Origin of the sequence: Nocardia sp. NPDC058114, assembly GCF_042884695.1 — a bacterium.
Lineage (GTDB): Bacteria > Actinomycetota > Actinomycetes > Mycobacteriales > Mycobacteriaceae > Nocardia.
This window is the reverse complement of record NZ_JBHVTK010000012.1, coordinates 125,108-147,300: the sequence shown is the minus strand read 5'-3', so window position 1 is coordinate 147,300 and position 22,193 is coordinate 125,108. Positions and strand designations below refer to the sequence as shown.

General features: G+C 68.5%; 20 protein-coding genes. 10 read left to right on the top strand and 10 right to left on the bottom strand.

Annotated elements, in window-relative coordinates:
• Window positions 1-450: 450 nt before the first annotated feature.
• Window positions 451-1,548: an adenosine deaminase gene (locus ACFVVI_RS31580; RefSeq protein ID WP_378995355.1), complete on the top strand. Its 1,098-nt coding sequence runs from the start codon at window positions 451-453 to the stop codon at window positions 1,546-1,548.
• A gap of 50 nt (window positions 1,549-1,598) precedes the next feature.
• Here ACFVVI_RS31580 and ACFVVI_RS31575 read toward each other — a convergent pair whose 3' ends face one another.
• The 5 genes from ACFVVI_RS31575 to ACFVVI_RS31555 are packed head-to-tail and all read right to left on the bottom strand — an operon-like array spanning window position 1,599 to window position 5,038.
• The gene (locus tag ACFVVI_RS31575; protein ID WP_378995357.1) at window positions 1,599-2,837 is read right to left on the bottom strand and encodes a primosomal protein; all 1,239 of its coding nucleotides are present in this window, start codon (window positions 2,835-2,837) and stop codon (window positions 1,599-1,601) included.
• Window positions 2,838-2,851: 14 nt separating this feature from the next.
• Window positions 2,852-3,211, bottom strand: coding sequence for a YbaB/EbfC family nucleoid-associated protein (locus ACFVVI_RS31570; RefSeq protein WP_378635517.1), 360 nt, complete (start codon window positions 3,209-3,211; stop codon window positions 2,852-2,854).
• Window positions 3,208-3,561 (bottom strand): hypothetical protein, encoded by a 354-nt coding sequence (locus ACFVVI_RS31565; protein ID WP_101464284.1) that lies wholly within the window; start codon window positions 3,559-3,561, stop codon window positions 3,208-3,210. Before ACFVVI_RS31565 ends, ACFVVI_RS31570 begins: the two co-directional genes overlap by 4 nt.
• Complete coding sequence (locus ACFVVI_RS31560; protein ID WP_378995359.1) at window positions 3,558-4,709, bottom strand: NlpC/P60 family protein; 1,152 nt, start codon at window positions 4,707-4,709, stop codon at window positions 3,558-3,560. The genes ACFVVI_RS31565 and ACFVVI_RS31560 overlap by 4 nt, the downstream gene beginning before the upstream one ends.
• A complete protein-coding gene (locus ACFVVI_RS31555; protein WP_378995362.1) occupies window positions 4,706-5,038 on the bottom strand; it encodes a hypothetical protein in 333 nt (110 codons plus the stop codon). Before ACFVVI_RS31555 ends, ACFVVI_RS31560 begins: the two co-directional genes overlap by 4 nt.
• A 146-nt stretch (window positions 5,039-5,184) precedes the next feature.
• Here ACFVVI_RS31555 and upp point away from each other — a divergent pair, with 146 nt between their 5' ends.
• Window positions 5,185-5,808 (top strand): uracil phosphoribosyltransferase, encoded by a 624-nt coding sequence (gene upp, locus ACFVVI_RS31550; protein WP_378995364.1) that lies wholly within the window; start codon window positions 5,185-5,187, stop codon window positions 5,806-5,808.
• Between the two features lies 1 nt (window position 5,809).
• On the opposite strand, the gene ACFVVI_RS31545 is transcribed toward upp, so the two are convergent.
• A complete protein-coding gene (locus ACFVVI_RS31545; protein ID WP_387448060.1) occupies window positions 5,810-7,318 on the bottom strand; it encodes a phospho-sugar mutase in 1,509 nt (502 codons plus the stop codon).
• On the bottom strand, window positions 7,319-8,098 hold the full coding sequence (locus ACFVVI_RS31540; protein ID WP_379318145.1) for a purine-nucleoside phosphorylase: 780 nt from the start codon (window positions 8,096-8,098) through the stop codon (window positions 7,319-7,321).
• A gap of 229 nt (window positions 8,099-8,327) precedes the next feature.
• On the opposite strand from ACFVVI_RS31540, the gene ACFVVI_RS31535 reads away from it, so the two are divergent.
• From ACFVVI_RS31535 to ACFVVI_RS31525, 3 genes are all read left to right on the top strand, one after another.
• Window positions 8,328-9,029 carry an enoyl-CoA hydratase-related protein gene (locus ACFVVI_RS31535; RefSeq protein WP_378995370.1) on the top strand — a complete coding sequence of 234 codons (702 nt, stop codon included), beginning with the start codon at window positions 8,328-8,330 and terminating at the stop codon, window positions 9,027-9,029.
• Window positions 9,030-9,078: 49 nt separating this feature from the next.
• Window positions 9,079-10,281, top strand: coding sequence for a M20 family metallopeptidase (locus tag ACFVVI_RS31530; RefSeq protein WP_387448058.1), 1,203 nt, complete (start codon window positions 9,079-9,081; stop codon window positions 10,279-10,281).
• A 125-nt stretch (window positions 10,282-10,406) separates the two neighbouring features.
• Complete coding sequence (locus tag ACFVVI_RS31525; RefSeq protein WP_387448069.1) at window positions 10,407-11,570, top strand: M20 family metallopeptidase; 1,164 nt, start codon at window positions 10,407-10,409, stop codon at window positions 11,568-11,570.
• A 97-nt stretch (window positions 11,571-11,667) separates the two neighbouring features.
• Here the strand turns inward: ACFVVI_RS31525 and ACFVVI_RS31520 are convergent, their stop codons facing one another.
• Window positions 11,668-12,129: a gamma-glutamylcyclotransferase gene (locus ACFVVI_RS31520; RefSeq protein ID WP_056819179.1), complete on the bottom strand. Its 462-nt coding sequence runs from the start codon at window positions 12,127-12,129 to the stop codon at window positions 11,668-11,670.
• A gap of 222 nt (window positions 12,130-12,351) precedes the next feature.
• On the opposite strand from ACFVVI_RS31520, the gene ACFVVI_RS31515 reads away from it, so the two are divergent.
• From ACFVVI_RS31515 to ACFVVI_RS31500, 4 genes are all read left to right on the top strand, one after another.
• Window positions 12,352-13,752, top strand: a complete 1,401-nt coding sequence (locus tag ACFVVI_RS31515) for an NAD(P)H-quinone dehydrogenase (RefSeq protein ID WP_378995374.1) — start codon at window positions 12,352-12,354, stop codon at window positions 13,750-13,752.
• A gap of 289 nt (window positions 13,753-14,041) precedes the next feature.
• Window positions 14,042-15,070, top strand: a complete 1,029-nt coding sequence (locus ACFVVI_RS31510) for a hypothetical protein (RefSeq protein ID WP_378995376.1) — start codon at window positions 14,042-14,044, stop codon at window positions 15,068-15,070.
• 69 nt (window positions 15,071-15,139) lie between these two features.
• Window positions 15,140-16,594: a hypothetical protein gene (locus ACFVVI_RS31505; protein WP_387448055.1), complete on the top strand. Its 1,455-nt coding sequence runs from the start codon at window positions 15,140-15,142 to the stop codon at window positions 16,592-16,594.
• 91 nt (window positions 16,595-16,685) lie between these two features.
• Window positions 16,686-17,861, top strand: a complete 1,176-nt coding sequence (locus ACFVVI_RS31500) for a PLP-dependent aminotransferase family protein (RefSeq protein ID WP_387448053.1) — start codon at window positions 16,686-16,688, stop codon at window positions 17,859-17,861.
• A gap of 15 nt (window positions 17,862-17,876) precedes the next feature.
• Here the strand turns inward: ACFVVI_RS31500 and glpK are convergent, their stop codons facing one another.
• The gene (gene glpK / locus ACFVVI_RS31495) at window positions 17,877-19,373 is read right to left on the bottom strand and encodes a glycerol kinase GlpK (RefSeq protein ID WP_387448051.1); all 1,497 of its coding nucleotides are present in this window, start codon (window positions 19,371-19,373) and stop codon (window positions 17,877-17,879) included.
• Window positions 19,374-19,574: 201 nt separating this feature from the next.
• On the opposite strand from glpK, the gene glpD reads away from it, so the two are divergent.
• Window positions 19,575-21,365: a glycerol-3-phosphate dehydrogenase gene (gene glpD, locus ACFVVI_RS31490; RefSeq protein ID WP_379314764.1), complete on the top strand. Its 1,791-nt coding sequence runs from the start codon at window positions 19,575-19,577 to the stop codon at window positions 21,363-21,365.
• 51 nt (window positions 21,366-21,416) lie between these two features.
• Here glpD and ACFVVI_RS31485 read toward each other — a convergent pair whose 3' ends face one another.
• Entirely contained in the window at window positions 21,417-22,190 is a 774-nt protein-coding gene (locus tag ACFVVI_RS31485) for an Fpg/Nei family DNA glycosylase (protein WP_378995393.1), read from the bottom strand.
• Window positions 22,191-22,193: the final 3 nt, after the last annotated feature.

Genomic DNA, 22,193 nt, shown 5'->3' with positions numbered 1-22,193 from the left:
GGCGGCCCGGCCGCGGACCGGCCACTTCGTGGCCGTCCCTCCCTAGGGGTCGGGAGTGCGGTGGCTGGGTTGGGTGGGTTGTTGAAGACGGGGACGGGCTGGGTGTGGGCGGTGGGTTGTTGAAGAGGGGGACGGTTGGGTGTGGGCGGTGGGTTGTTGAGGAGGGGGACTGGCTGGGTGTGGGCGGTGGGTTGTTGAAGACGGGGGCGGGCTGGGTGTGAGGTGTGGTTGGTGGGGAGGGGGACTGGTTGGGTGTGGGCGGTGGGTTGTTGGGGAGGGGGACTGGCTGGGTGTGAGGTGTGGCCGGTGGGGAGGGGACTGGCTGGGTGTGGGGTGTGGGGAATGCGGTGGGTGGCTCGTAATAGTCGTTTGCGGGGCGGGTAATCAACGAGACGGTTGCCACGTGGGGACTTCGCTGCCGGGATCGGCGTGGGCGGCTACCGTCTATACATGACTGGACCGGCGCCCCTTGACCTTGCTTCGATCCGACGCGCACCGAAGGCCTTGCTGCATGATCACCTCGATGGTGGTCTGCGGCCCTCGACGGTGCTAGAGCTGGCCGCTGATTGCGGTTATGACGAATTACCCGCTGCCGACGCCGAGAGTTTGGGGGCGTGGTTTCGTGACGCCGCCGACAGCGGATCGCTCGAGCGGTATCTGGAGACGTTCGCGCACACGGTCGCGGTGATGCAGACCCCGGAGGGGCTGCGCAGGGTGGCGCGGGAGTGCGCGATCGACCTCGCCGCTGACGGAGTGGTGTACGCGGAGGTGCGGTTCGCGCCCGAGCAGCACCTCGAAAAGGGCCTCACGCTCGACGAGGTGGTCGAGCACACCCTCGCGGGGTTCCGGGAGGGCGAGGCGATCGCGGCGGAACAGGGCAACGTCGTTCGGGTGACGTGTCTGCTCACGGCGATGCGGCACGCGGCGAGGTCGCGGGAGATCGCGGAGCTGACCGTGCGGTTCCGGGATGCCGGGGTGGGCGGGTTCGACATCGCGGGCGCCGAGGCGGGATTTCCTCCCACCCGGCACCTGGACGCGTTCGAGTATCTGCGAGCCAATCACGCGCACTTCACGATTCACGCGGGTGAGGCGTTCGGCCTGCCGTCGATTCACGAGGCGCTGGCGTTCTGTGGCTGCGATCGGCTGGGCCACGGAGTGCGCATCACCGACGACATCAGCGTCCCGGGCGACATCGAGGACGCCCAGCTCGGCCTGGTCGCGAACTACGTGCGCGATATGCGGGTGCCGCTGGAACTGTGTCCCTCGTCGAATGTGCAGACCGGCGCGGTGCCCTCGCTGGACAAGCATCCGTTCGACCTGCTGGCCCGCCTGCGCTTCCGGGTCACCGTCAACACCGACAACCGCCTGATGAGCGACACCTCCATGAGCGAGGAGATGCTCAAGCTGGTCGACACCTTCGGCTACGGCTGGAGCGACCTGGAACGCTTCACCATCAACGCCATGAAGTCGGCCTTCATCCCGTTCCCGGACCGGCTGAAGATCATCGACGAAGTCATCAAGCCGGGTTACGCGGTCCTGCTCGGTTGAGATGAATCAGGGGTGGCACCGTATCGGCGCCACCCCTGATCTGTCGAGAACTACTCGCTGACGAGTCGCGCTTCGAACGCACGCTGCAAGTCGCGGAACTGCTGGGCCTCCGACGCGTACGGCGGGTTCGGCGCCATCCGGTTCGGATCCGGGTTGAGCAGGTACGAGACGTACCAGCCCAGCGGGTTCGACTGTGCGAGAGCCGTTTCCACGCTGTCGTCATCGGCGTAGTCGGCCGCGTCGCTGAACAGTTCGACCGCGAGGTCGAGCTGTTCGATATCGACCGCCTCCGGTCCCTCGGCCAGATCGTCGACCAGACCGGTGAGCACGTAGACGTTCTCGTCGGTCACCTCGACCTCGAGCGAACCGTCCACCGCCGCGGTCTGCACCTCGGCGTAGGTCGACACCCGCGACAGCTCGTGCTCGTGATCGTCGGCCAGGTAGCGGGCCAGTGCGCGCTCGGAACCGAAGACGGTGATGGTGCTGCCGTCACCGAGGAAGATCGGCTCGTCGTCGAGGTAGCAGCGCAGGGTGAACTGCTCGCCGTCGGAGGTGACGATCTTGACGGGGTCGATGCCGACCTCGTCCCAGAAGGATTCCTCTTCGTCCTCGTCGGCCGCGGAGAGGTCGACGTTCTCGAATTCTTCCTCCTCCTCGGCGGCATCGTCGGCGTCGACCTCGTTCTCCTCGGCCGCCAGCAGCTCCGCCTCGGCGACGGCCACCGCGGCCGCGTCGACGTCGGGTGTGCTGACGACGCTGTCGATCGCGTCGAGCACGTCGTCCCAGCCCTTGACGATCGCGGCACCGACCTGGTCCCACAGCTCTTCACCGTCGCGGCCGACGAATGTGCTCGCCCCGCTGGCCAGCGCACCGAGCACCGGGTTGTTGCCGAAGAACTTGGTCACCACGTCGAGCTCGCACACCTCGGCGATATTGCGCACCATCGCCAGGGTGTCCTCGAGTTCGCCGACGACGTCGACGTCCGGGTCGCCCGCCGCCAGTTCCGGCACGGAGACCAGATCGAAGCTGAAATTCTCCTCCGGCTCCAGCTCAGCGGCCGAAAGTCCGGCGATGACCGCCCAGGACGGGTGGTCGACGAGGTCGTTGTCGGAGTTGGTGCGGATGAACGCCGCCAGCTCCGCAACGGACTCGAATCCGTAGAGGTCGTCCTCGTGACCGAGGAACGCCTCCCACTCGTCGTCACCGTCGCGCCAGCGCGGTGCCCACAGGGTGACGAGATCGCCATCGGTCAGACCGAGCTCGATCGGGACGATGTCTCCAGAAGCCATGACGCGAAGCCTAGCTAGCTCGAGCGCCGGGCACTATCCGGCCCGGGTGCTAATTGCCCGTCGGGCTGTGCACTCGGGCCGGCGAGCGATTCGTTCAGTGTCGCAATGATGTTGGAACGTGCCTCACCGGCGGTCTCGGTGGCCTGTTTGCAGGCCGACAGGATGAGTGCGGCGGCCTCGGTGGGCGCCAGCGTGGTGATGGCTTCGTCCAGCGTCAGGGCGACGAGGGCGCCGTCGCTGTTCACCTCGGCGGTGACCAGCCCGTCCTCGGTGGTGAACCGCCCGTTGACCTGCTTCAACCCGTACAGCGCGGCCTCGAGCGCCTCGAGTTTTCCGGTGACGCCCGCGACCAGGGCATCCATTTCCGCACTCACAGTGGCCTCATCCAACTCGTCTGACCGGTGTCGGCGTCGTCGATGCGATCGAGCTCGTCGACCGCCTGACGCCGGGTGGGCAGGTTCATCTTGTCGAGCAGTTCGTCGGGGATCTGCGCCTGCTCGCTGTAGACCTCGCGCAGGCGAGCCGCGGCGGCGATGGTCGAGCGCCGGGTCAGGCGCAGGATCTCGTCGGCCAGCGCCTGTGCGCCGAACTGGTATTCACTGCGTTCGAACTTGAGCGCGATCGGCAGACCCATGCTGGTCGCGCGGACCGAGATCGTGCCGGAGCGGTTGGTGCTGACCGCGGACTCCACATTGGGGACCTCGGGGATCGGCGTGCCGCTCATTCGGTAGGCCTGTAGAAGCCGTAGAACTCCATGCCACTGTTCTCCGTTCGGATGGAACTGATCGAAACCGGATCGCCCGCCTCGACGAGCTGCCCGTTGCCGACGACCATGGCGACATGGCCGTCCCACACCGCCAGATCGCCCGGCATCAGGTCACCGGGGGATACCTGAGGATTGCCGATGTGCTGTTCCTGCGCCAGCCGTGGCAGTTCGACCCCGGCCTCGCCGTAGGCGTACTTGGTGAGCCCGCTGCAGTCGATGCCCGACTGGGGGTCGTTGCCGCCCCAGACGTACGGGGTGCCGACGGCGCCGATGGCCGAGCGGACCGCGGTCGCGGCCTTCTCGTTGGGCGCCTCGACGGTGCTGCCGTCGGGCAGGGTGATCTTGACGCCGGTACCGGACCCTGTCGACGAACCGGCCGATGACCCCGTCGATCCGCCCGTGCCCGCGGAGGTCCCACCCGTGGTGGTCGACTTCGAGGAGCTGCTGCTGCTGTTGCTGCCGCCCATCGCTGTCGACAGGCCGGAACCCATGGCGCTGAGCACTGTGCTGCCGGTGCTCGCCGCGGTCGAGAGCAGGCCGGAACTCGAGGCCGAGGACACGAGGTTGCTCGCGCCGGAGGAGACGCTCGCCAGCGACGTGCTCGACGGCGCGGGGGTGAGCTCCTGGATCGCGGAGGTCTGGGTGCCGAGTTCGTCCTGTACCCGGCCGACGACGCCCATGCCCTGACCGATGTGATCGATCGCCGAGCTCACCACGGCGGTCAGACCGGCCGGGGTGCCCAGGGTGGGGCTGAGCGCGGACACTTGCGACAGGAACGAGTTGACGATTCCGTCGAGCTCTTTCTGACCGGTCTCCACATAGGCGGCGGCCTGGTCGACGACGGTCGCCATCTCGGTGCCGTTGTCGCTCAGAGTCGCCGAGGAGGTCTGTACGCGCAGCGCCTTCGCGGTGGCCGCGTCGACGGCCTGGCCGTCCCACGCGGTGTTCACGTTGTTGATGCTGTTGCGGCCCTGTTGATAGATCTGGTCGAGGTTGGTCGAGGTCGAGCGCAAGCCGTCGGATGCGCCGCCGGTGCCGAGTACGCCGGTGCCGAAGCTCGACAGCAGATCGAGGAGGGGCTGAGCCAGGCCGCTGAGGTCGATCATGCTTCGGTACCGATGTCGCCCGCGGCGGCGCTGAGCCCGGCCGCGTTGTTCAGGTCGGTCTCGACGAGGGTGGTCGCGGCGCTGGCGGTGGCCACCCCCATGCTCCCCATGACCGCCGACAGCTGGGCGATCGACGCCACGTGACCGGCGTGCGCGGCGGAGTAAGCGGCGGTGAAATCGCCGCCGATGAGACCCATGATGGGGCCGAGCAGGGTGGGGTCGGAGGCAACCGAACCAGCCGCCGCCGTGGCCAGTTCCGTGGCCATCACCTCAGCAGCTGCGCTGTACGCGACGATGCCTTCGGCATCGGCCGACATTTTTTTCGTCATCGAACTTCCCCCAATCCTCGAGTTCCCGGGCAGAGTACGTCACTCAGTATCTTGGACGCACCGACGCCGCATTCGGTTCCCTACTACCGCGAAAATTTCCCCAGCGGTCGTAGGCGCGAAGCGCCAAGCGACCCTATCGTCTTTTCATGCGCACCGACACCGTCGATCATCCACTCGCCGCGGCCCTGCTCAGCACCATGCGGGACGCCCGGACCGACAACGCCACTTTCCGCAATGCTCTGGCCGATCTCACCGGCATCCTCATGTACGAGGCGCTGCGCGACGCGCCGGTGGTGCGCGAGCCCATCGACACGCCGGTCGCGGTCACCGAGGGCGTCCGTTTGGCGGCGCCCCCACTGCTCGTGCCGGTGCTGCGCGCCGGGCTCGGCATGGTCTACGCCGCAGCCGAACTCGTGCCCGAAGCCCGCGTCGGGTTCGTCGGCATCGCCCGCGACGAGCAGACCCACGAGCCGGTGCCGTACCTCGAGTCGCTGCCCGCCGACCTCACCGGCCTGCCCGTCTTCGTCCTCGATCCGATGCTGGCGACCGGCGGTTCCATGCGCCACACGATCGAACTGCTCGCCGCCCGCGGCGCGACCGACATCACCGCCATCTGCGTCGTCTCGGCACCCGAAGGCGTTGCCGCCCTCGCGGCCTCGGGCCTCCCGGTCCGCCTGATCACCGCCGCCATCGACGAGAAACTCAACGAGAACGCCTACATCGTCCCCGGCCTCGGCGACGCGGGCGACCGCCAGTTCGGCCCCCGCTGAACTATTGCTCGCCCGCTGTCAGCGACCGGCAGAACGTGGTGAGCTGGGAGAGGCGCTGGGCGGTGAGCTGTTTCGCGTCGTTCAGGTCGTCTCGGTCGGCGACCGGGGCGAATACCTCCAGGTAGCACTTGAGTTTGGGTTCGGTGCCCGAAGGGCGCACGACGATGCGGAAGTCGTCGGCGTCGAAGATCAGTGCGTCGGTGCGGAGCCGGCCGCGGACCTGCGCCTGGTCGGTGAATTTCACCGGGGTGCCTGCGATGTCGCTGGGTGGGTTCGCGCGCAGGGCGGCGACCAGCACGCTCGCGGCGGCCTGGTCGGGCAGGCGCAGGGATACCTGCCCGCCCGCGTGCAGGCCGAATTCGACAGCGTAGGAGTCGAGTTCGCCTTGCAGCGTGGTGCCCTGAGCCTTCAGTAGGGCGACGAGGTCGGCGGCGGCCACCGCGGCCGAGATGCCGTCCTTGTCGCGGACCTTGGCGGGGTCGACGCAGTGCCCGATGGCCTCCTCGTAGGCGTAGACGAGTCCGTCGCCCGCCCTGGCCAGCCATTTGAAGCCGGTGAGGGTCTCGGCGTAGCGGGCCGAGCGCGCGGCGGCCAGCTTCGACAGCAGGCGTGAGGACACGATGGTCGTGGCGACCAGCGGGTCGGTGGGGTGCGTGCGCAGCACGTAGTCGGCCAGCAGTACACCGGTTTCGTCGCCGCGCAGCATGTGCCAACCATCCGGGCCGGGCACTCCGAGCGCGCACCGATCGGCATCGGGATCGAGGGCGATCGCCACGTCGGCATCGACCCGCTCGGCCAGCGCGAGCAACAGATCGGCGGCGCCCGGCTCTTCCGGATTGGGGAAGGAGACGGTGGGGAAGTCGGGGTCGGGGGCGAACTGCTCCTCGACCACCCGCACATCGGTGAACCCGGCCGCGGCCAGTGCGCGCACCGCGAGTTCACCGCCGACCCCGTGCAGCGCGGTCAGCGCGATCCGCACATCCGCCCGTTCGCCGGGACCGCCGAGCAGCCGGGGCAATTCCGCGACCCGCTCGAGATAGCGATCGACCAGATCGGCACCGGAGGTCGAAACAGCTTCCCGTGCAACAGGTTCGACAACCGCCTCGATGCGCTTCTCGATCTCGCTGTCGGCGGGCGCGATCAATTGCGACCCGCCGTCGAGGTACACCTTGTAACCGTTGTCGGCAGGCGGATTGTGCGAGGCGGTGATCTGCACCCCCGCCACCGCACCCAGCTCACGCACCGCGAACGCCACCACCGGAGTCGGCACCGGGTCCGGCAGCACCGTGACGGGAAAGCCTGCGGCAGTGAAGATCTCAGCGGTCGCCGTGGCGAACTCCGCCGACCCGTGCCGCGCGTCCCGCCCGACCACCACGGCGCCACCGCCGAGGCAACGTTCGCGCAGCCAGTCGGCCAGCCCGGCGGTGGCCCGTGACACCGTCGTCACGTTCATCCCGTCCGGGCCCTCACGCAACGGTCCACGCAGGCCGGCGGTCCCGAAGCGCAGCATCTACACGCGCTCCAGAATGCCGCGCAGCAGCTTGCCCAGCCGGGGCGCCGCGGCTTGCCCCTCGGCCAGCACCTCCGCGTGCGAAAGATGTTCGCCGGTAACGCCCGCGGCCAGATTGGTGACCAGCGAGATGCCGAGCACCTTAGCGCCCAGTGAACGCGCCTCGATCGCCTCGAGCACCGTCGACATACCGACCAGGTCGGCGCCGATGGTCGCGAGCATGCGGATCTCGGCAGGCGTCTCGTACTGCGGACCGATGAGCCCGGCGTACACACCCTCGGTCAGACTCGGGTCGATTTCCCGTGTCAGCGCCCGCAATTCGGGATCCCAGGCATCGACCAGGTCGACGAATCGCGCGCCTAGCAGCGGGGTGCGCGCGGTGAGGTTGATGTGGTCGGCGATCAGCACCGGCTCACCCACCCGCAGGCCCGCCCTGAGCCCACCCGCGGCATTGGTGAGCAGCACGATCTCGGCGCCCGCCGCGATCGCCGCGGTCACCGGGTGCACCACCTGCTGCGGTGTGTAGCCCTCGTACAGGTGCTGGCGGCCCATCAGCAGCAGCACGTTGTTGTCGTTCACGGTGACCGAATGCACCGTGCCGCCGTGCCCCTGCGCACTGGGTTTGCCGAAGCCGGGTAACTCCGTCATGGGGATCGAGGCGCGCGGCGCGCCGATCTCGGCTGCTGCCTCCTGCCACCCCGATCCCAGCACCACGGCCACGCGATGACGCGGCACTCCCGTACGTTCGGCAATCGCCGCAGCGGCCTGTTCGGCAGTCATGGGCTGAGTTTATTGGAGCGCTGGCGCTCTCGAGTTCGCGGCCACGGGTGTCCCGACGATCAGGTGCCGTTGCTTGCTCCTTCGTCGCCTACGCAACGGCACCTGATCGTCGGGACGGCCGCGAACCGCCGCTGCGCGGCGGACCCTCCTCGAGGTCGGGTCGTGCGGGGCCGGGAAGGTTCCTACCCGCGAGTAGGACAGGGTTCAGGTGCGGGCTATTCTCCCCTGCATGCCGTATTTGGAGCGCTCTGGTGATGTTTTCGTCCTGTACCTCGGCAACGAGGGTGAGACAGACAACGAGAACCGTTTCTCGCCGGACTGGATCGATGCCTTCCACGCCGCACTCGACGAGGTCGAGGCGTCCGAGGGTGCGGCCGCGCTGGTCACCGTCGCGACCGGTAAGTACTACAGCAACGGTCTCGACACCGATTACGTCTTCGGCAACCTGGACAAGATCCACGGCTACCTCGACCGGGTGCACTCGCTCTACACCCGCCTGCTGACCTTCCCGATGCCCACGATCGCCGCAGTCAACGGCCACGCGTTCGGCGCGGGCGCCATGCTGGCCACCTCCCACGATTTCCGCGTGATGCGCGGTGACCGCGGCTTCTGGTCGCTACCCGAGGTGCATCTGGGCATGCCGTTCACGATCGGCATGAACGGCTTGCTGAAGGGTCGCCTGAGCAACCAGGTGTGCGTCCAGGCGATGACCACCGGGCACCGTTTCGGTGCCGACGAGGCCATCGCCGCCGGCATCGCCGATGCCAAGGCCGACGCCGACGAGGTGCTGCCCGCCGCGATCGCCCGCGCCGCCGCGCTCACCAGCCTGCGCAAGCCGATCACCCCGATCATCAAGACCGCGCTGCACGCCGAGACGCTCGCCGCGCTGGCCACGCCGGTCACCCCGGAGAACCTTCCCTTCGGCAACTGACCTCGCTCGCCGGTGCGCCGCTGTCGGGCACTGATGCAAGACTGGGGGTATGGCACCCTCGCGCACCGGCGAACTCACAGCCACCGCCTCCGACGCCGCGATTGTCGCTGCCTCGGACGAGCTGATCGGGCTCTCGCACGCGATTCACGCCGAACCGGAGCTGGCCTTCGCCGAAACGCGTAGCGTCGCGAAGGTCCTCGCGCCGCTGGTCGAGCGCGGATTCGCCGTCACGACGGGCGTCGCCGGGCTGTCGACGGCGTTTCGCGCGGTGTACGGCAGTGGCCCGCTCACCGTCGGCATCTGCGCCGAATACGACGCGCTGCCCGAGATCGGGCACGCCTGCGGGCACAACATCATCGCCGCGTCCGCTGTCGGCGCGGCCATCGGGCTGGCCACCGTGGCCGACGCGCTCGGCCTGACCGTGGTGGTGCTCGGTACGCCCGCGGAGGAGAGCGGCGGCGGCAAGGTGCTCATGCTGGAAGCGGGCGCCTTCGACGACATCGCGATGGCGATGATGGTCCACCCTGGGCCTGCCGACATCGTCGGCGCGCGCTCACTGGCATTGGCCGACCTCGCCATCGTCTTCCACGGCCGCGAGGCGCATGCCAGCGCCGCGCCCGAACTGGGCCGCAACGCCGGCGACGCGGTGACCCTGACCCAGGTTGCTGTCGGCTTGCTACGTCAGCATTTGCGACCCGGCCAGCAGCTGCACGGTATAGTGTCCGACGGTGGCGTAGCCCCCAACATCGTGCCCGGACGCGCGGAGTTGCTGTACTACCTCCGCGCGGCGGATTCCGGCTCCCTCGACGACCTGATGCGGCGAGCGAAGGCGTGTTTCGAAGCGGGCGCCCTGGCGACCGGCTGCACCCACGACATACGGACGCTCGCGCCCACCTATACCGAGCTCACCCCCGATCCGGTTCTTTCCGCTGCCTACCGCGCGCAGATCACCGGACTGGGACGGGTGCCGATCGCGCCCGAGTTCGAGGTGTTGCGGCCGCTCGGGAGCACCGACATGGGCAACGTCACCAACGTCGTCCCCGGTATCCACCCGGTGATCGGCATCGACGCGGGCGGTGCGGCAACCCACCAGCCCGCGTTCGCCGCCGCCGCGGTGAACGCCTCGGCGGACCGGGCGGTGCTCGACGGCGCGCTGGCGCTGGCGCGTACCGCTGTCGCTATCGCGGGCGATGAAGTACACAGGGACAGGTTGTTGCAACGGCTGATCGAACGACAGGAGGACATTCGGTGACCATTTCCGGCCATCCGGGCACCGCACGCGCAGGCTCCGACGCGCTATCGATGGGTGTGGGTACCCACTCGATGGCGCGCGAGACCGCAGCGTGTCCGACCACGCCGGACACCGAACCAACTCTGATGTCGGGAACCGAGATCGTTGACGCATGGCTGGCCGAGCACACCGGCGACCTGGTGCAATGGCGCAGACATATCCACGCCAACCCCGAGTTGTCGCGGGCGGAGTTCACCACCACCGAGTTCGTATCGGGCTGGCTCACCAAGGCCGGGCTGACCTGGGAGGTGCTGCCGGGCGGCACCGGGTTGATCTGCGACTTCGGCCCCACCGATCGGCCGCGGATCGCCTTGCGCGCCGACATGGACGCGCTGCCGATGCAGGAGTTCACCGGTCTGACCTTCGCCTCGACGGTGCCCGGCGTGTCGCATGCCTGCGGGCACGACGCGCACACCACGGTGCTGCTCGGTGCCGGTCTCGCGCTGGCCGAGGCACAGGACAAGCTGCCGGTCGGGGTGCGGTTGGTGTTCCAGCCCGCCGAGGAAGTGATGCCCGGTGGTGCGCTCGATGTGGTCGCGGCCGGTGGGATGACCGGGGTCGACCGGGTCTTCGCGCTGCACTGCGATCCGCGTCTGGAGGTCGGCAAGGTCGGGGTGCGGACCGGGGCCATCACGTCGGCGGCCGACACGGTCGAGTTGGTGCTCGATTCGCCCGGTGGGCATACCTCGCGCCCGCATCTGACCAGCGACCTGGTCTACGCGATCGGCACCGTCATCACGGGGTTGCCCGGATTGCTGAGCCGCCGCGTCGATCCTCGAACCAGCACGATCATGGTCTGGGGTGCGGTGAGCGCGGGCAAGGCGCCCAACGCGATTCCGCAGACGGGCATGCTCACGGGCACCGTGCGTACCGGTGATCACGCCACCTGGCTGCTGCTGGAACCGCTGGTCCGCGAGATCGTCGACGGGTTGCTCGCGCCGACGGGCGTGCGCTACCAGCTCAACTACAAGCGTGGTGTGCCGCCGGTGGTCAACGATCCGACGTCGGCACTGATGTTCGAGAACGCGATCCTGGGGATGGGCGAGGACGCGTTGGCCGACACCCCGCAGTCGGGCGGCGGCGAGGACTTCTCCTGGTACCTGGAGGAAGTGCCCGGCGCGATGGCCAGGCTGGGTGTCTGGTCCGGCGTCGGCGAACAGCTGGACCTGCACCAGCCGACCTTCGACATCGACGAGCGCGCTTTGGCCGTGGGTGTTCGGACGTTGACGAACATCGTCCTGCAGGCATAGCAGTACGGGCCGACCCAGTCGGCTCACGACCGCCGGCCGCCGACACGACGTCAGCGGTCGGCGGGTCCGGCTTTACTATTCGGGGCGGCGGAACAGCTCAGGCGCCGGGCCCGACGTTCTTGCTGTTGCGGGTGCGCAGGGCGTGGACGTAGTCCTCTGGGGCGCCTGCCTTTTCGGCCGCGTCGGCGATGACGCCGATGTAGCGGGCCGAGGGGAGGCCGCCTTCGTAGGCGTCCAGGACGTAGAGCCAGGCCAGGCGGGACTCGCCCTGGGTGCCGGTGACCCGGATCCGGATCTTCTTGTGGATGCCGAAGTCGGAGCCCTCCCAGCGGTCGAGGCTGTCCTCGTCCTCGGGGGAGACGTCGTAGAGCACGACGAACACCCGGGAGCCGGGATCCTCGACGACGGTGGCCAACGGCCCTTCCCAGCCGATGTCGTCACCGGCGAAGGTCAGGCGCCAACCCTCCAGCCACCCGGTCCCGGACATGGGCGAATGCGGGCAGCGTTCCAGCATCTGCGTCGAGTCCATGTTGGACCCGTAGGCGGCATAGATCGGCACCATCGAACTGTAGCCAATAACCACGGTGGAATTCCTGTCTCCCACCCAGATCGGCTGACGGTCACACTTGCCGGTGGTGCCGAACGTGGCACAGAACACGCGCACCGTTGTTCACCGATCCGACCCGGGCACGTCACAGAGCACCTGAAATGATGGGGCGACAGCACGGACGAGCCCTCACAAGGGGCAGGTCCGATCAGGCGAGCACAAGGAGCGTGACTGGTGGCACGGATTGCGATCATCGGCGGTGGACCGGCCGGATACGAGGCGGCGCTGGTAGCCGCTCAGCACGGGGCCACGGTGACCCTGGTCGACGCCGACGGTATCGGTGGCGCCTGTGTGCTGTGGGATTGCGTGCCGTCGAAAACCTTCATCGCCTCGACGGGCCTGCGCACCGACCTGCGTCGCGCGCGCGACCTCGGCATCAATATCGATGCCGATCAGGCCAAGGTGCATCTGCCCGAGGTGAACGCGCGCGTCAAGGCGCTCGCGCTGGCACAGTCCTCCGATATCCGCGCCAAATTGCAGGCCGCGGGTGTGCAACTACTTCCTGGCTATGGCGAATTGGTCGGGCCCGCACCGGGTTTGGCCCATCGCGTGCGCGCGAACCTGGCCGACGGGAGCTCCGAGGAGTTCGAGGCCGAGGTCGTGTTGATCGCGACCGGCGCGAGCCCGCGGGTGCTCCCCGGCGCCGAGCCCGACGGTGAGCGGATCCTGAACTGGCGCCAGCTCTACGACCTGCCGGAACTGCCCGAGACGCTGGTCGTCGTCGGATCCGGTGTCACCGGCGCCGAATTCGTGTCCGCCTACACCGAGATGGGTGTGCGGGTGAAGCTCGTGTCGAGCCGCGACCGCGTGCTGCCCGGCGAGGACGCCGACGCTGCCCTCGTGCTCGAGGAAGCCCTCGCCGAACGCGGCGTCGAGCTGGTCAAGCACGCTCGCGCCGACGCGGTGGAGCGCACCGCCGACGGCATCGTGGTGAAGCTGTCCGACGGCCGTACCGTCACCGGTTCGCACGCCCTGATGACCGTCGGTTCCACCCCGAACACCGAGAACCTGGGCCTGGACCGGGTCGGTATCGAACTCGACCGCGGCGGATACCTTCGTGTCGACCGGGTTTCGCGCACGTCGGTGCCCGGCATCTACGCCGCGGGCGACTGCACGGGTCTGCTGCCGCTGGCTTCGGTGGCCGCCATGCAGGGCCGGATCGCGATGTATCACTCGCTCGGCGAGGGGGTGAGCCCGATCAGGCTGAAGACGGTGGCCTCGGCGGTGTTCACCCGCCCGGAGATCGCGACCGTCGGTGTCAGCCAGACCGCCATCGACAACGGTGAGGTCCCCGCGCGCACAGTGATGTTGCCGCTCAACACCAATCCGCGCGCGAAGATGTCGGGGCTGCGGCGCGGCTTCGTCAAGATCTTCTGCCGCCCGGCGACCGGTGTGGTGATCGGCGGTGTGGTGGTCGCGCCGATCGCGTCGGAGCTGATCCTGCCGATCGCGCTGGCGGTACAGAACAATCTGACGGTCACCGATCTCGCGCAGACGTTCTCGGTGTACCCCTCGCTCACCGGCTCGCTCACCGAAGCCGGACGTTTGCTGATGCGCCACGACGACCTCGACTGAGCCCCTGACACCGTATTGTGAAACGAATCACAATGCGTTTCAGGTTTCGAATTGTGTTGTTCGCCAACGGCGCTCGTCGCTTCCGGGCAACCGCCACACCAGGTGTTTGCGCAGGCGGAACCGGGTGAAAGCGAAACCTGGTGCTGCGTTGCCTGTCCCGCGCTCATGTGGTTGACTCACCGCCGAGGCGCGATCAGTTGTGATCGCGTGGTGGAGCAGTGGGGGATTCCCTCCGGGAAAGGGATTACGAAAAGTGAAGCATCGTAAGCCGAGTCGGGCGCAGCGAGCGATGGCAAGCACGTCGTTGCCTTTGGCCGCCGCGGCAGCCGTGGCAACCCTCCTCGCGGCTCCGGCCGGCGCGGTCCCCAGTGACCAGCCGACCACGCCCGCGACTCCGGCTCCTGCGCAGCCGGGCCAGCCTTCGGGCGAAGTAGAAGCTCCGGAGACCCCGGAAACGGAAACCCCGGAGAACGTCAAGCCGGGTCAGACGAAGCCGGGCGAGACCAAGCCCACGCCGGCCCAGCCGGGTGTCACCAGCCCCGCGCCCGGTCAGCCGGAGCAGGGCACCCCCGCCAAGCCGACGCCGAGCCAGCCGGGTGTCACCAGCCCCCGTGTCGCGCCGCTGCCGGTCCCCGGTCAGGCGCAGCCTGCGGTCCAGCCGGAGCGCGCGGGCGCGACGCCCGACCAGCCGGGCACCACCAAGCCGGAGACGGGCACCACGCCGAGCCAGCCGGGCGCCACGCCGGGCCAGCAGCAGACGCAGCCCACCGTGCCGTCCGATCAGGGCACCGGGACCGGCACCCAGGCCGAGGTCGAGTCTCCGGACACCCTCGTCCAGGAGCCGAAGGAGCCGGCCTGGCAGGCGCCGCGCCTGGCCAACGCGCCCGCCGCGCCCGTCGTCGAGATGGAGGGCCCGCGTCAGGAAATCGGCGTCACCGTCGACGGTGCCGGAATCCTGGCGAACACCCACCACTACAACAACGCCTCGGGCTACGTCGGCACGGTCGGCTACCGGACGCCGGGTGGCGGTTTCGGTGACGCCGGTATCTCGGTGGAGTACGTCGGCGCGAACGAGGTCAAGGTCACCACCTTCAACGGTGGCGACGGCCGCAGCGACAACACCACCGTGACGGTGCTCGACACCACGCAGGCCAACCTGGCCAAGGCCGCGGTGGAGAACTGGATCAAGGCGCAGCCGGGCGGCAACGCCGCGCTCGATGCGGCCGCGAAGGCTACACTGCCCGTGCCGGGGGAGCTGCTTCAGACGGTGAACGTCGCGGGTGTGAACACCCAGTGGGGTGGCTCGATCCAGTACTGACACGCAGTTTGTCGTGTGGGGCGGTCGCCTTCGACCGCCCCACACGTGTGTCCCGGGAAAGGATTGGACTTGGGCACCGAGGGCGACGAGAACGAACGCGGCGATCGACAACGAGCGGCCGCGGATTTCGGCTCTCCCGTAGGAGATTTCGGGCCGCCGGTCGATGACGCCGGCTTCGGTGGGCCCGTTCCCGCCACGCCTCCGCCCGCGCCGTCCGGGGTTCCGGAGCGGGGTTGGCGACCGGCCGAACCGCCTGTCGGCGCACCGCCCGGCCCGTTCGGTCCGCCGGCCGGTGCGCCCGCGCCGGGTCCGTTCGGTGGGCCTGTCGCCGGTCAGCCGCCCGTTGCTCCGCCGCCTGCCGGTCCGTTCGCCGGCTCGGTGCCGCCCGGTCCGCCCGCGCGGCTCTCGGCTCCGCCTTCGGGGTCCACGCCGACAGATCAAGGCTCGGCGCCGGGCAGCGGTCAAGCGCCGCCTCGGTTGCCCGACGGTCGCCGTTCCGCGCCGACTTCGGTCTTCGGTGACGCGGTAGCGACGCCGCCGCCCGCTCGTCCGGGTCCCCCCGCGCCGTTCGGCGGACCCACTCCCGGTGGTCCGCCCGCTGCCGACCCGACTGTGCGTTTCGGTGGTGAGCCGCCGCGCGGTGAGAGTTCGGTCTTCGGCGACTCGGTCTTCGGTGATTCCGTGCCGGTGACGTCCGGTCGCGAACTCACCGAGGTGATCCGTCGCGGTCGCCCCGGCCCCAAAGATCCTGCGCCGCAGCCGCCGTCACGCGAGAGCGGGCCCGCCGCGGACACCGTGCGGCCGCCCGAGGGCTCCCGCACTCCGCTGGTTCCCGACAAGCCGAGGCCCGCCGCCGACAAGGCGTGGTGGGACAACCCCGACGATGACGGCGGGATTCCCAAGCCGCCATCCGAACCCGGCCTGTCGTGGGCCGACGACCCGATCGCGCGCCGTCTCGCGCCGAAGACGCCGGCTACCCCGGCGCCGGTGGAGACGGAACCCGACAACAAGCGCCTGCGCTGGATCATCGGCGGTGTGGCCGCGGCGGTTCTGCTCGTGGTGGCGCTGGTCCTGACGATCGGGCTGGTCAAGCGTGGTGGCGGCGCCGATCCCGGTGTCACGGCCGCGCCGGTTCCCTCGGTCGCGTCGGGCACCGAGTGCCAGTCCGTCGCCGAACAGTCGGTGACCGTCGGCAACGGACCGGGCGACACCAGCACCGGTGCCAGGGCCATCCTCGGCTTCCAGTACGCCTTCTACACCGACCGCTCCGGGGCGAAGGTGCGTGAGTTCGTGGCGCCCGACGCCGAGAACATCTCACCTGCCGAGACCATCCAGCAGGCGATCGACGGTCAGATCCCCGCGGGCACCACTCACTGCGTGAAGATGCGCGAAACCAGCGCTGGCCGCTACGACGTCGAACTGCGCGAAATGCACCCCGATGGCTCGGCCGTGGTCTACAAGCAGGAGATCATCACCACGAACACCGACGGAAAGTGGCAGGTCAAGTCCATCACCGCTCGGTAGCGTCTCATTGTATGAGACAACAATTTCATATTCTGGTGGGCGATATGCAATCGTAGGATGATTGCTTCTCTCGGCGTCCCCGGAGGTTCCCATGTCGCTGACAATTCCAGCATTGGCGGGCAAGCTCGCCGGTCTACAGAGCTCGGCGATCAGGGATCTGCTCAAACTCACCGCCCGCGACGACATCATCAGCCTCGCGGGCGGGCTGCCCGACGCCGCCCTGATGCCGCGCGAACGCATCGCCCTCGCCGCCGAGACCGCGCTGCGTGACCCCGCCGTGCTCCAGTACACGGAGTCGTCCGGCTGGCCTGCGCTGCGCGAGGTGATCGCGGCCCGGGAATCGGCCGAGATCGGCCGCGCAGTTCCCGTCGACGAAGTCTTCATCACCCACGGCTCGCAGCAAGCGCTCTCGCTCCTGGCCGAAGTGCTCCTCGATCCCGGTGCCCTCGTCATCGTCGAAGACCCCGCGTATGTCGGTGCGCTGCAAGTGTTTCGAGCCGCGGGTGCCCGAATCGTCGCCGTTCCCTTGGATTCCGACGGCATGCGCCTCGACATCCTCGAAGACCTGCTGGCCGCGGGCGAACGCCCTGCGCTCGTCCACACCGTCTCGAACTTCCACAACCCCGGCGGCGTCACCCTCGCGCCGCAACGCCGCCGCCGGCTCGCGGAACTCGCTGAGGCGCACGGCTTCTGGGTCATCGAAGACGACCCTTACGGCGAACTGTGGTTCGACCAGCCCGCCCCCGCACCGGTGGCCTCGTACTCGCCTCAGGTGATCCGCCTCTCCAGCGTCTCCAAGATCCTGTCTCCCGCCCTGCGCGTCGGCTGGATGATCGCCCCCGAAAGAGTCTCGCGCGCAGTGGAACTCCTCAAACAAGGCGCCGACCTCTGCGGCTCCTCGCTCACCCAGCAGATCACCACCGACCTGCTGACCGACACCACCTGGCTGGCAGCCCACATCGATGCGATCCGCGCCACCTACGGCACCCGAGCCCGCGCCCTGACCACCGCCCTGCGCACCACCTTCGCCGACCGCCTCCACTGCACCGACCCCACCGGCGGCATGTTCATCTGGGCCGAATTCACCGACAACACCAACACCGCCACCCTCCTCCCCACCGCCCTGGACTCCGGCGTCGCCTACGTCCCCGGCGCAGCCTTCGCCGTCTCCAACACCGCCGACAACTCCCTGCGCCTGTGCTTCACCACCTCCGACGAGGCCACCCTGACCGAAGCGGTCGACAGACTGTCGTCGGCGATCGGCTAGCGACCGGCGCGCTGCTCAGACCCAGTTGTAGGTGCGTTCTACGGCCTTGTTCCAGTCGGCGTAGCGGTGGGTGCGTTCCTCTTCGGACATGGAAGGGGTCCAGGTCTGGTCGGCTATCCAGTTGGCTCGGAGGTCTTCGAGGTCGGACCAGTAGCCCACGGCCAGGCCGGCGGCGTAGGCGGCGCCGAGGGCGGTGGTTTCGCGGACTACGGGGCGGACTACGGGGACGTCGAGGATGTCGGCTTGGAATTGCATGAGGAGGTTGTTGCCGGTCATGCCGCCGTCGACCTTGAGGGTGGTGAGTTCCAGGTCGAGGTGTTGGGCGGCGGCGTCGGCGCGCATGGCGTCTACAACCTCGCGGGTTTGGAAGGCGGTGGATTCCAGTGCCGCCCTGGCCAAGTGGGCCTTGGTGACGAAGCGGGTCAGGCCCGCGATGACGCCGCGGGCGTCGGGGCGCCAGCGGGGGGCGAACAGGCCGGAGAAGGCGGGGACGAAGTGGGCGCCACCGTTGTCGTCGACGCTGCGGGCCAGGGGTTCCACTTCTTCGGCGGAGGAGATGATGCCGAGATTGTCGCGCAGCCATTGGACCAGCGAGCCCGTGACGGCGATCGAGCCTTCGAGCGCGTACACCGCCGGCGTGTCACCGAGTTGGTAGCAGGCGGTGGTGAGCAGGCCGTGCTTGCTGAACACCGGCGTGGTGCCGGTGTTGAGCAACATGAAATTGCCCGTGCCGTAGGTGTTCTTGGCCTCGCCGGGGGACAGGCACGCTTGGCCGAAGGTGGCCGCCTGCTGGTCGCCGAGAATGCCGGCGACCGGAATGCCCTCGAACGGCCCGGAGGTGATGTCGGCGTAGACCTCCGACGAGCTGCGGATCTGCGGGAGCAGCGACATCGGAATGCCGAAATCCGCGCAGATCTGTGGATCCCATTGCAGGGTGCGAAGATCCATCAGCATGGTGCGTGAGGCGTTGGTGACATCGGTGAGGTGTTCACCGGTCAGCTTCCACAGCACCCAGCTGTCCATGGTGCCGAAACACAGGTCGCCTGCCTCGGCGCGCGCCCGCACGCCGTCGACATTGTCGAGGATCCAGCGCAGTTTCGGCCCGGCGAAATAGGTCGACAGCGGCAGACCGGTGCGGTCCGCATAGCGTTGCGGCCCTTGATCACCCGCGAGCTCGGTGCACAGCTGATCGGTGCGCGTGTCCTGCCACACGATCGCGTTGTACACGGGATCGCCGGTCGTCCGATCCCACACCACGGTGGTCTCACGCTGATTGGTGATGCCGACCGCGGCCAGATCCCCGGCCGAACACCGGCTGGTGCCCAGCGCCGCACCGAGCACCGACTCGGTATTGCGCCATACCTCCGCCGGATCGTGCTCCACCCAGCCGGGCTTGGGAAAGATCTGCCGATGCTCGCGCTGCGCGGTTCCGACGATCCGACCCTGCCGATCGAAGATGATGCACCGACTCGAAGTCGTGCCCTGATCGATGGCAGCCACATAGCGACGCATTGATGCAGGTTACCGAAAGTGGAGCCGGCGACCGCAAGATTTGTGGTCGGCGACGAATTTCGGACCCACGCCTCGCCGCGCACGTCCCCAGCGACGAGTGCGGACTACGTTTAGCCTGTACGCAGCGGCGCCGGGAACGCGGCGTTTGCCCCAACTGTCGGCTGGGACCGGCCGGAATCGGTCGGCGGCGAGGAGTCGAGCATGTCGCAGACACCGGAGTTTCCGTTCCTGCACCCGGGAGAGTTGGTTGCGGGCGGGAAAAGGGATCGGCTCGGACCCGGCGATCTGGGGCCGGAACATCGGCGGACCGCCTGGGAACGGCTGGGCAAGGATCAGTTCGACGTCCTGGTGGTCGGCGGCGGCGTCGTGGGCGCCGGTATCGCGCTCGATGCCGCGACACGGGGGCTGTCGGTCGCGCTGGTCGAGGCCCGCGATCTCGCGTCGGGCACGTCGAGCCGCTCGTCCAAGATGTTCCACGGTGGCCTGCGCTACCTCGAACAGCTCGAATTCGGCCTGGTCAGGGAAGCGCTGAAGGAACGTGAGCTGGCGTTGTCGACGCTCGCGCCGCACCTGGTGAAGCCGCTGCGGTTCCTCTATCCGCTGACCCACCGCGTGTGGGAGCGGCCCTACGTTGCCGCGGGCCTGACCCTGTACGACACCATGGGTGGCTCGAAATCCGTTCCAGGACAGCATCATCTGACCCGGCACGGCGCGATGCGGCTCGCCCCCGGCCTGCGCCGGGACTCGATGATCGGCGGGGTCACCTACTACGACACCGTCGTCGACGACGCCCGCCACACCATGACGGTTGCCCGCACCGCCGCGCACTACGGCGCGGTCATCCGCACCTCCACGCAGGTCGTCGGATTCCTGCGCGAAGCCGACCGGGTCGTGGGGGTGAAGCTGCGCGACACCGAGGACGGGCGTACCGGCGAGGCGCGGGCGAATGTGGTGATCAACGCGACCGGCGTGTGGACCGATGAGGTGCAGAGTCTGTCGCGGCAACGCGGCCGATTCCATGTGCGCGCGTCCAAAGGTGTGCACATCGTGGTGCCGCGCGACCGCATCGTCAGCGATGCCGCGATCATCCTGCGCACCACCACCTCGGTGCTGTTCATCATCCCGTGGGGCGCGCACTGGATCGTCGGCACCACCGACACCGACTGGAATCTCGACCTCGCCCATCCCGCGGCGACCAAGGCCGATATCGACTACCTGCTCGACCGGGTCAACGAGGTGCTGATCACCCCGCTCACGCACGCCGATATCGACGGCGTCTACGCGGGCCTGCGCCCACTGCTGGCGGGGGAGAACGACGACACGTCCAAGCTCTCGCGCGAGCACGCTGTGGCCAGGGTCGCGCCCGGACTGGTGAGCATCGCGGGCGGCAAGTACACCACCTACCGGGTGATGGCGGCGGACGCGATGGACGAAGCCGCACAAGATATTCCGGCGCGCGTCTCGCCGTCGATCACCGAGAAGGTGGCGCTGCTCGGCGCCGACGGCTACTTCGCGCTGGTCAACCAGACCGTGCAGCTCGCCGAGCACTACGGCGTCCACCCGTACCGGATGACGCACCTGCTCGACCGCTACGGCTCGCTGGTCGACGAGGTGCTCGCGATGGCAGCGGGCAAACCCGAACTCCTGCAACCGATTACCGACGCACCGGCCTACCTCCAGGTCGAGGCGGTCTACGCCGCGGCCGCGGAAGGCGCGCTGCACCTCGACGACATCCTGGCCCGTCGCACCCGCATCTCGATCGAGTATTCCGATCGCGGCGCGAACTGCGCCGAGCAGGTCGCCCACCTCGTGGCACCCGTTCTCGGTTGGGACTCCGACGATATCGACCGCGAGGTGTCCACCTACCAGGCGCGCGTACGGGCCGAGATCGAATCGCAGACCCAACCCGACGACACGTCGGCCGACGCGTTGCGGGCCGCCGCTCCGGAACCGCGTCCGCAGTTGCTGGAACCGGTGCCGCAGGACCGCTGAGCCATCAGACCGGGGCGCTGCGGGCTGTGAGCACACACGGGCGAGGTGATCTCACGGGCTCGGCTGGCAGCGTGGGCAGAAGTAGATGCCGCGTTCGCGTTGAGTGATGCGGTCACCGGGGTCGTCTTCGCCGAGTAACTGGGAAGCGATCGGGGTGCCGCAGCGGGGGCAGGAACGGCGAGTGCGGCCGTAGACCATGGCGCGCCAAGGTGGTTGGTGTGCGGCTTTGCCGAGAACACGGTGAGCTTCGTCGACGAGCGCTACGAGATCGGGGATGTCGCCGACCGGGGTAACGGGGTGGACCCTGCGCAGGAAACAGATCTCGCTGCGGTAGATGTTGCCGATGCCTGCCAGATTGCGCTGGTCGAGCAGGGCGAGACCGACGGCGCGACGCGGGTACTCGGTGAGCCTGCGCAACGCCTCCGCCGCATCCCAATCCTGGCCGAGGAGATCGGGGCCGAGGTGGTCGATGACCGTGTGTTCGTCGGCGCGCAGCAGCACCTGAACCTTGCCGAGCGAGAAGCCGACGGCCTCGACCTCGTCGTTGGCGAGCACCACTCGCGCGGTGACCGCGGGTTTGGTCCAGCGCTGGCCGCGGTGGAACACCCGCCACACACCTTCCATCTTCAGATGGGTGTGGATGCTCACGCGGTCGGTGCGGATGAACAGGTGCTTGCCGTAGCTGACGACCTCCTCGACACGTTCGCCGACCAGATCCACGGTGGCGTACCGCGGAACCCGGAAATCGCTGCGGGTGAGCGTTTTACCGGCCAACGCCGTACGTAGGCGCTGTGCGGCGCGGAAGACGGTATCGCCCTCGGGCATTCG

Coding starts and splice junctions, on each gene's coding strand:
- ACFVVI_RS31580 (WP_378995355.1), top strand. CDS start 451: ATGACTGGACCGGCGCCCCTTGACCTTGCTTCGATCCGACGCGCACCG.
- ACFVVI_RS31575 (WP_378995357.1), bottom strand. CDS start 2,837: ATGGCTTCTGGAGACATCGTCCCGATCGAGCTCGGTCTGACCGATGGC.
- ACFVVI_RS31565 (WP_101464284.1), bottom strand. CDS start 3,561: ATGAGCGGCACGCCGATCCCCGAGGTCCCCAATGTGGAGTCCGCGGTC.
- ACFVVI_RS31560 (WP_378995359.1), bottom strand. CDS start 4,709: ATGATCGACCTCAGCGGCCTGGCTCAGCCCCTCCTCGATCTGCTGTCG.
- ACFVVI_RS31555 (WP_378995362.1), bottom strand. CDS start 5,038: ATGACGAAAAAAATGTCGGCCGATGCCGAAGGCATCGTCGCGTACAGC.
- upp (WP_378995364.1), top strand. CDS start 5,185: ATGCGCACCGACACCGTCGATCATCCACTCGCCGCGGCCCTGCTCAGC.
- ACFVVI_RS31545 (WP_387448060.1), bottom strand. CDS start 7,318: ATGCTGCGCTTCGGGACCGCCGGCCTGCGTGGACCGTTGCGTGAGGGC.
- ACFVVI_RS31540 (WP_379318145.1), bottom strand. CDS start 8,098: ATGACTGCCGAACAGGCCGCTGCGGCGATTGCCGAACGTACGGGAGTG.
- ACFVVI_RS31535 (WP_378995370.1), top strand. CDS start 8,328: ATGCCGTATTTGGAGCGCTCTGGTGATGTTTTCGTCCTGTACCTCGGC.
- ACFVVI_RS31530 (WP_387448058.1), top strand. CDS start 9,079: ATGGCACCCTCGCGCACCGGCGAACTCACAGCCACCGCCTCCGACGCC.
- ACFVVI_RS31525 (WP_387448069.1), top strand. CDS start 10,407: ATGTCGGGAACCGAGATCGTTGACGCATGGCTGGCCGAGCACACCGGC.
- ACFVVI_RS31510 (WP_378995376.1), top strand. CDS start 14,042: ATGGCAAGCACGTCGTTGCCTTTGGCCGCCGCGGCAGCCGTGGCAACC.
- ACFVVI_RS31500 (WP_387448053.1), top strand. CDS start 16,686: ATGTCGCTGACAATTCCAGCATTGGCGGGCAAGCTCGCCGGTCTACAG.
- glpK (WP_387448051.1), bottom strand. CDS start 19,373: ATGCGTCGCTATGTGGCTGCCATCGATCAGGGCACGACTTCGAGTCGG.
- glpD (WP_379314764.1), top strand. CDS start 19,575: ATGTCGCAGACACCGGAGTTTCCGTTCCTGCACCCGGGAGAGTTGGTT.
- ACFVVI_RS31485 (WP_378995393.1), bottom strand. CDS start 22,190: ATGCCCGAGGGCGATACCGTCTTCCGCGCCGCACAGCGCCTACGTACG.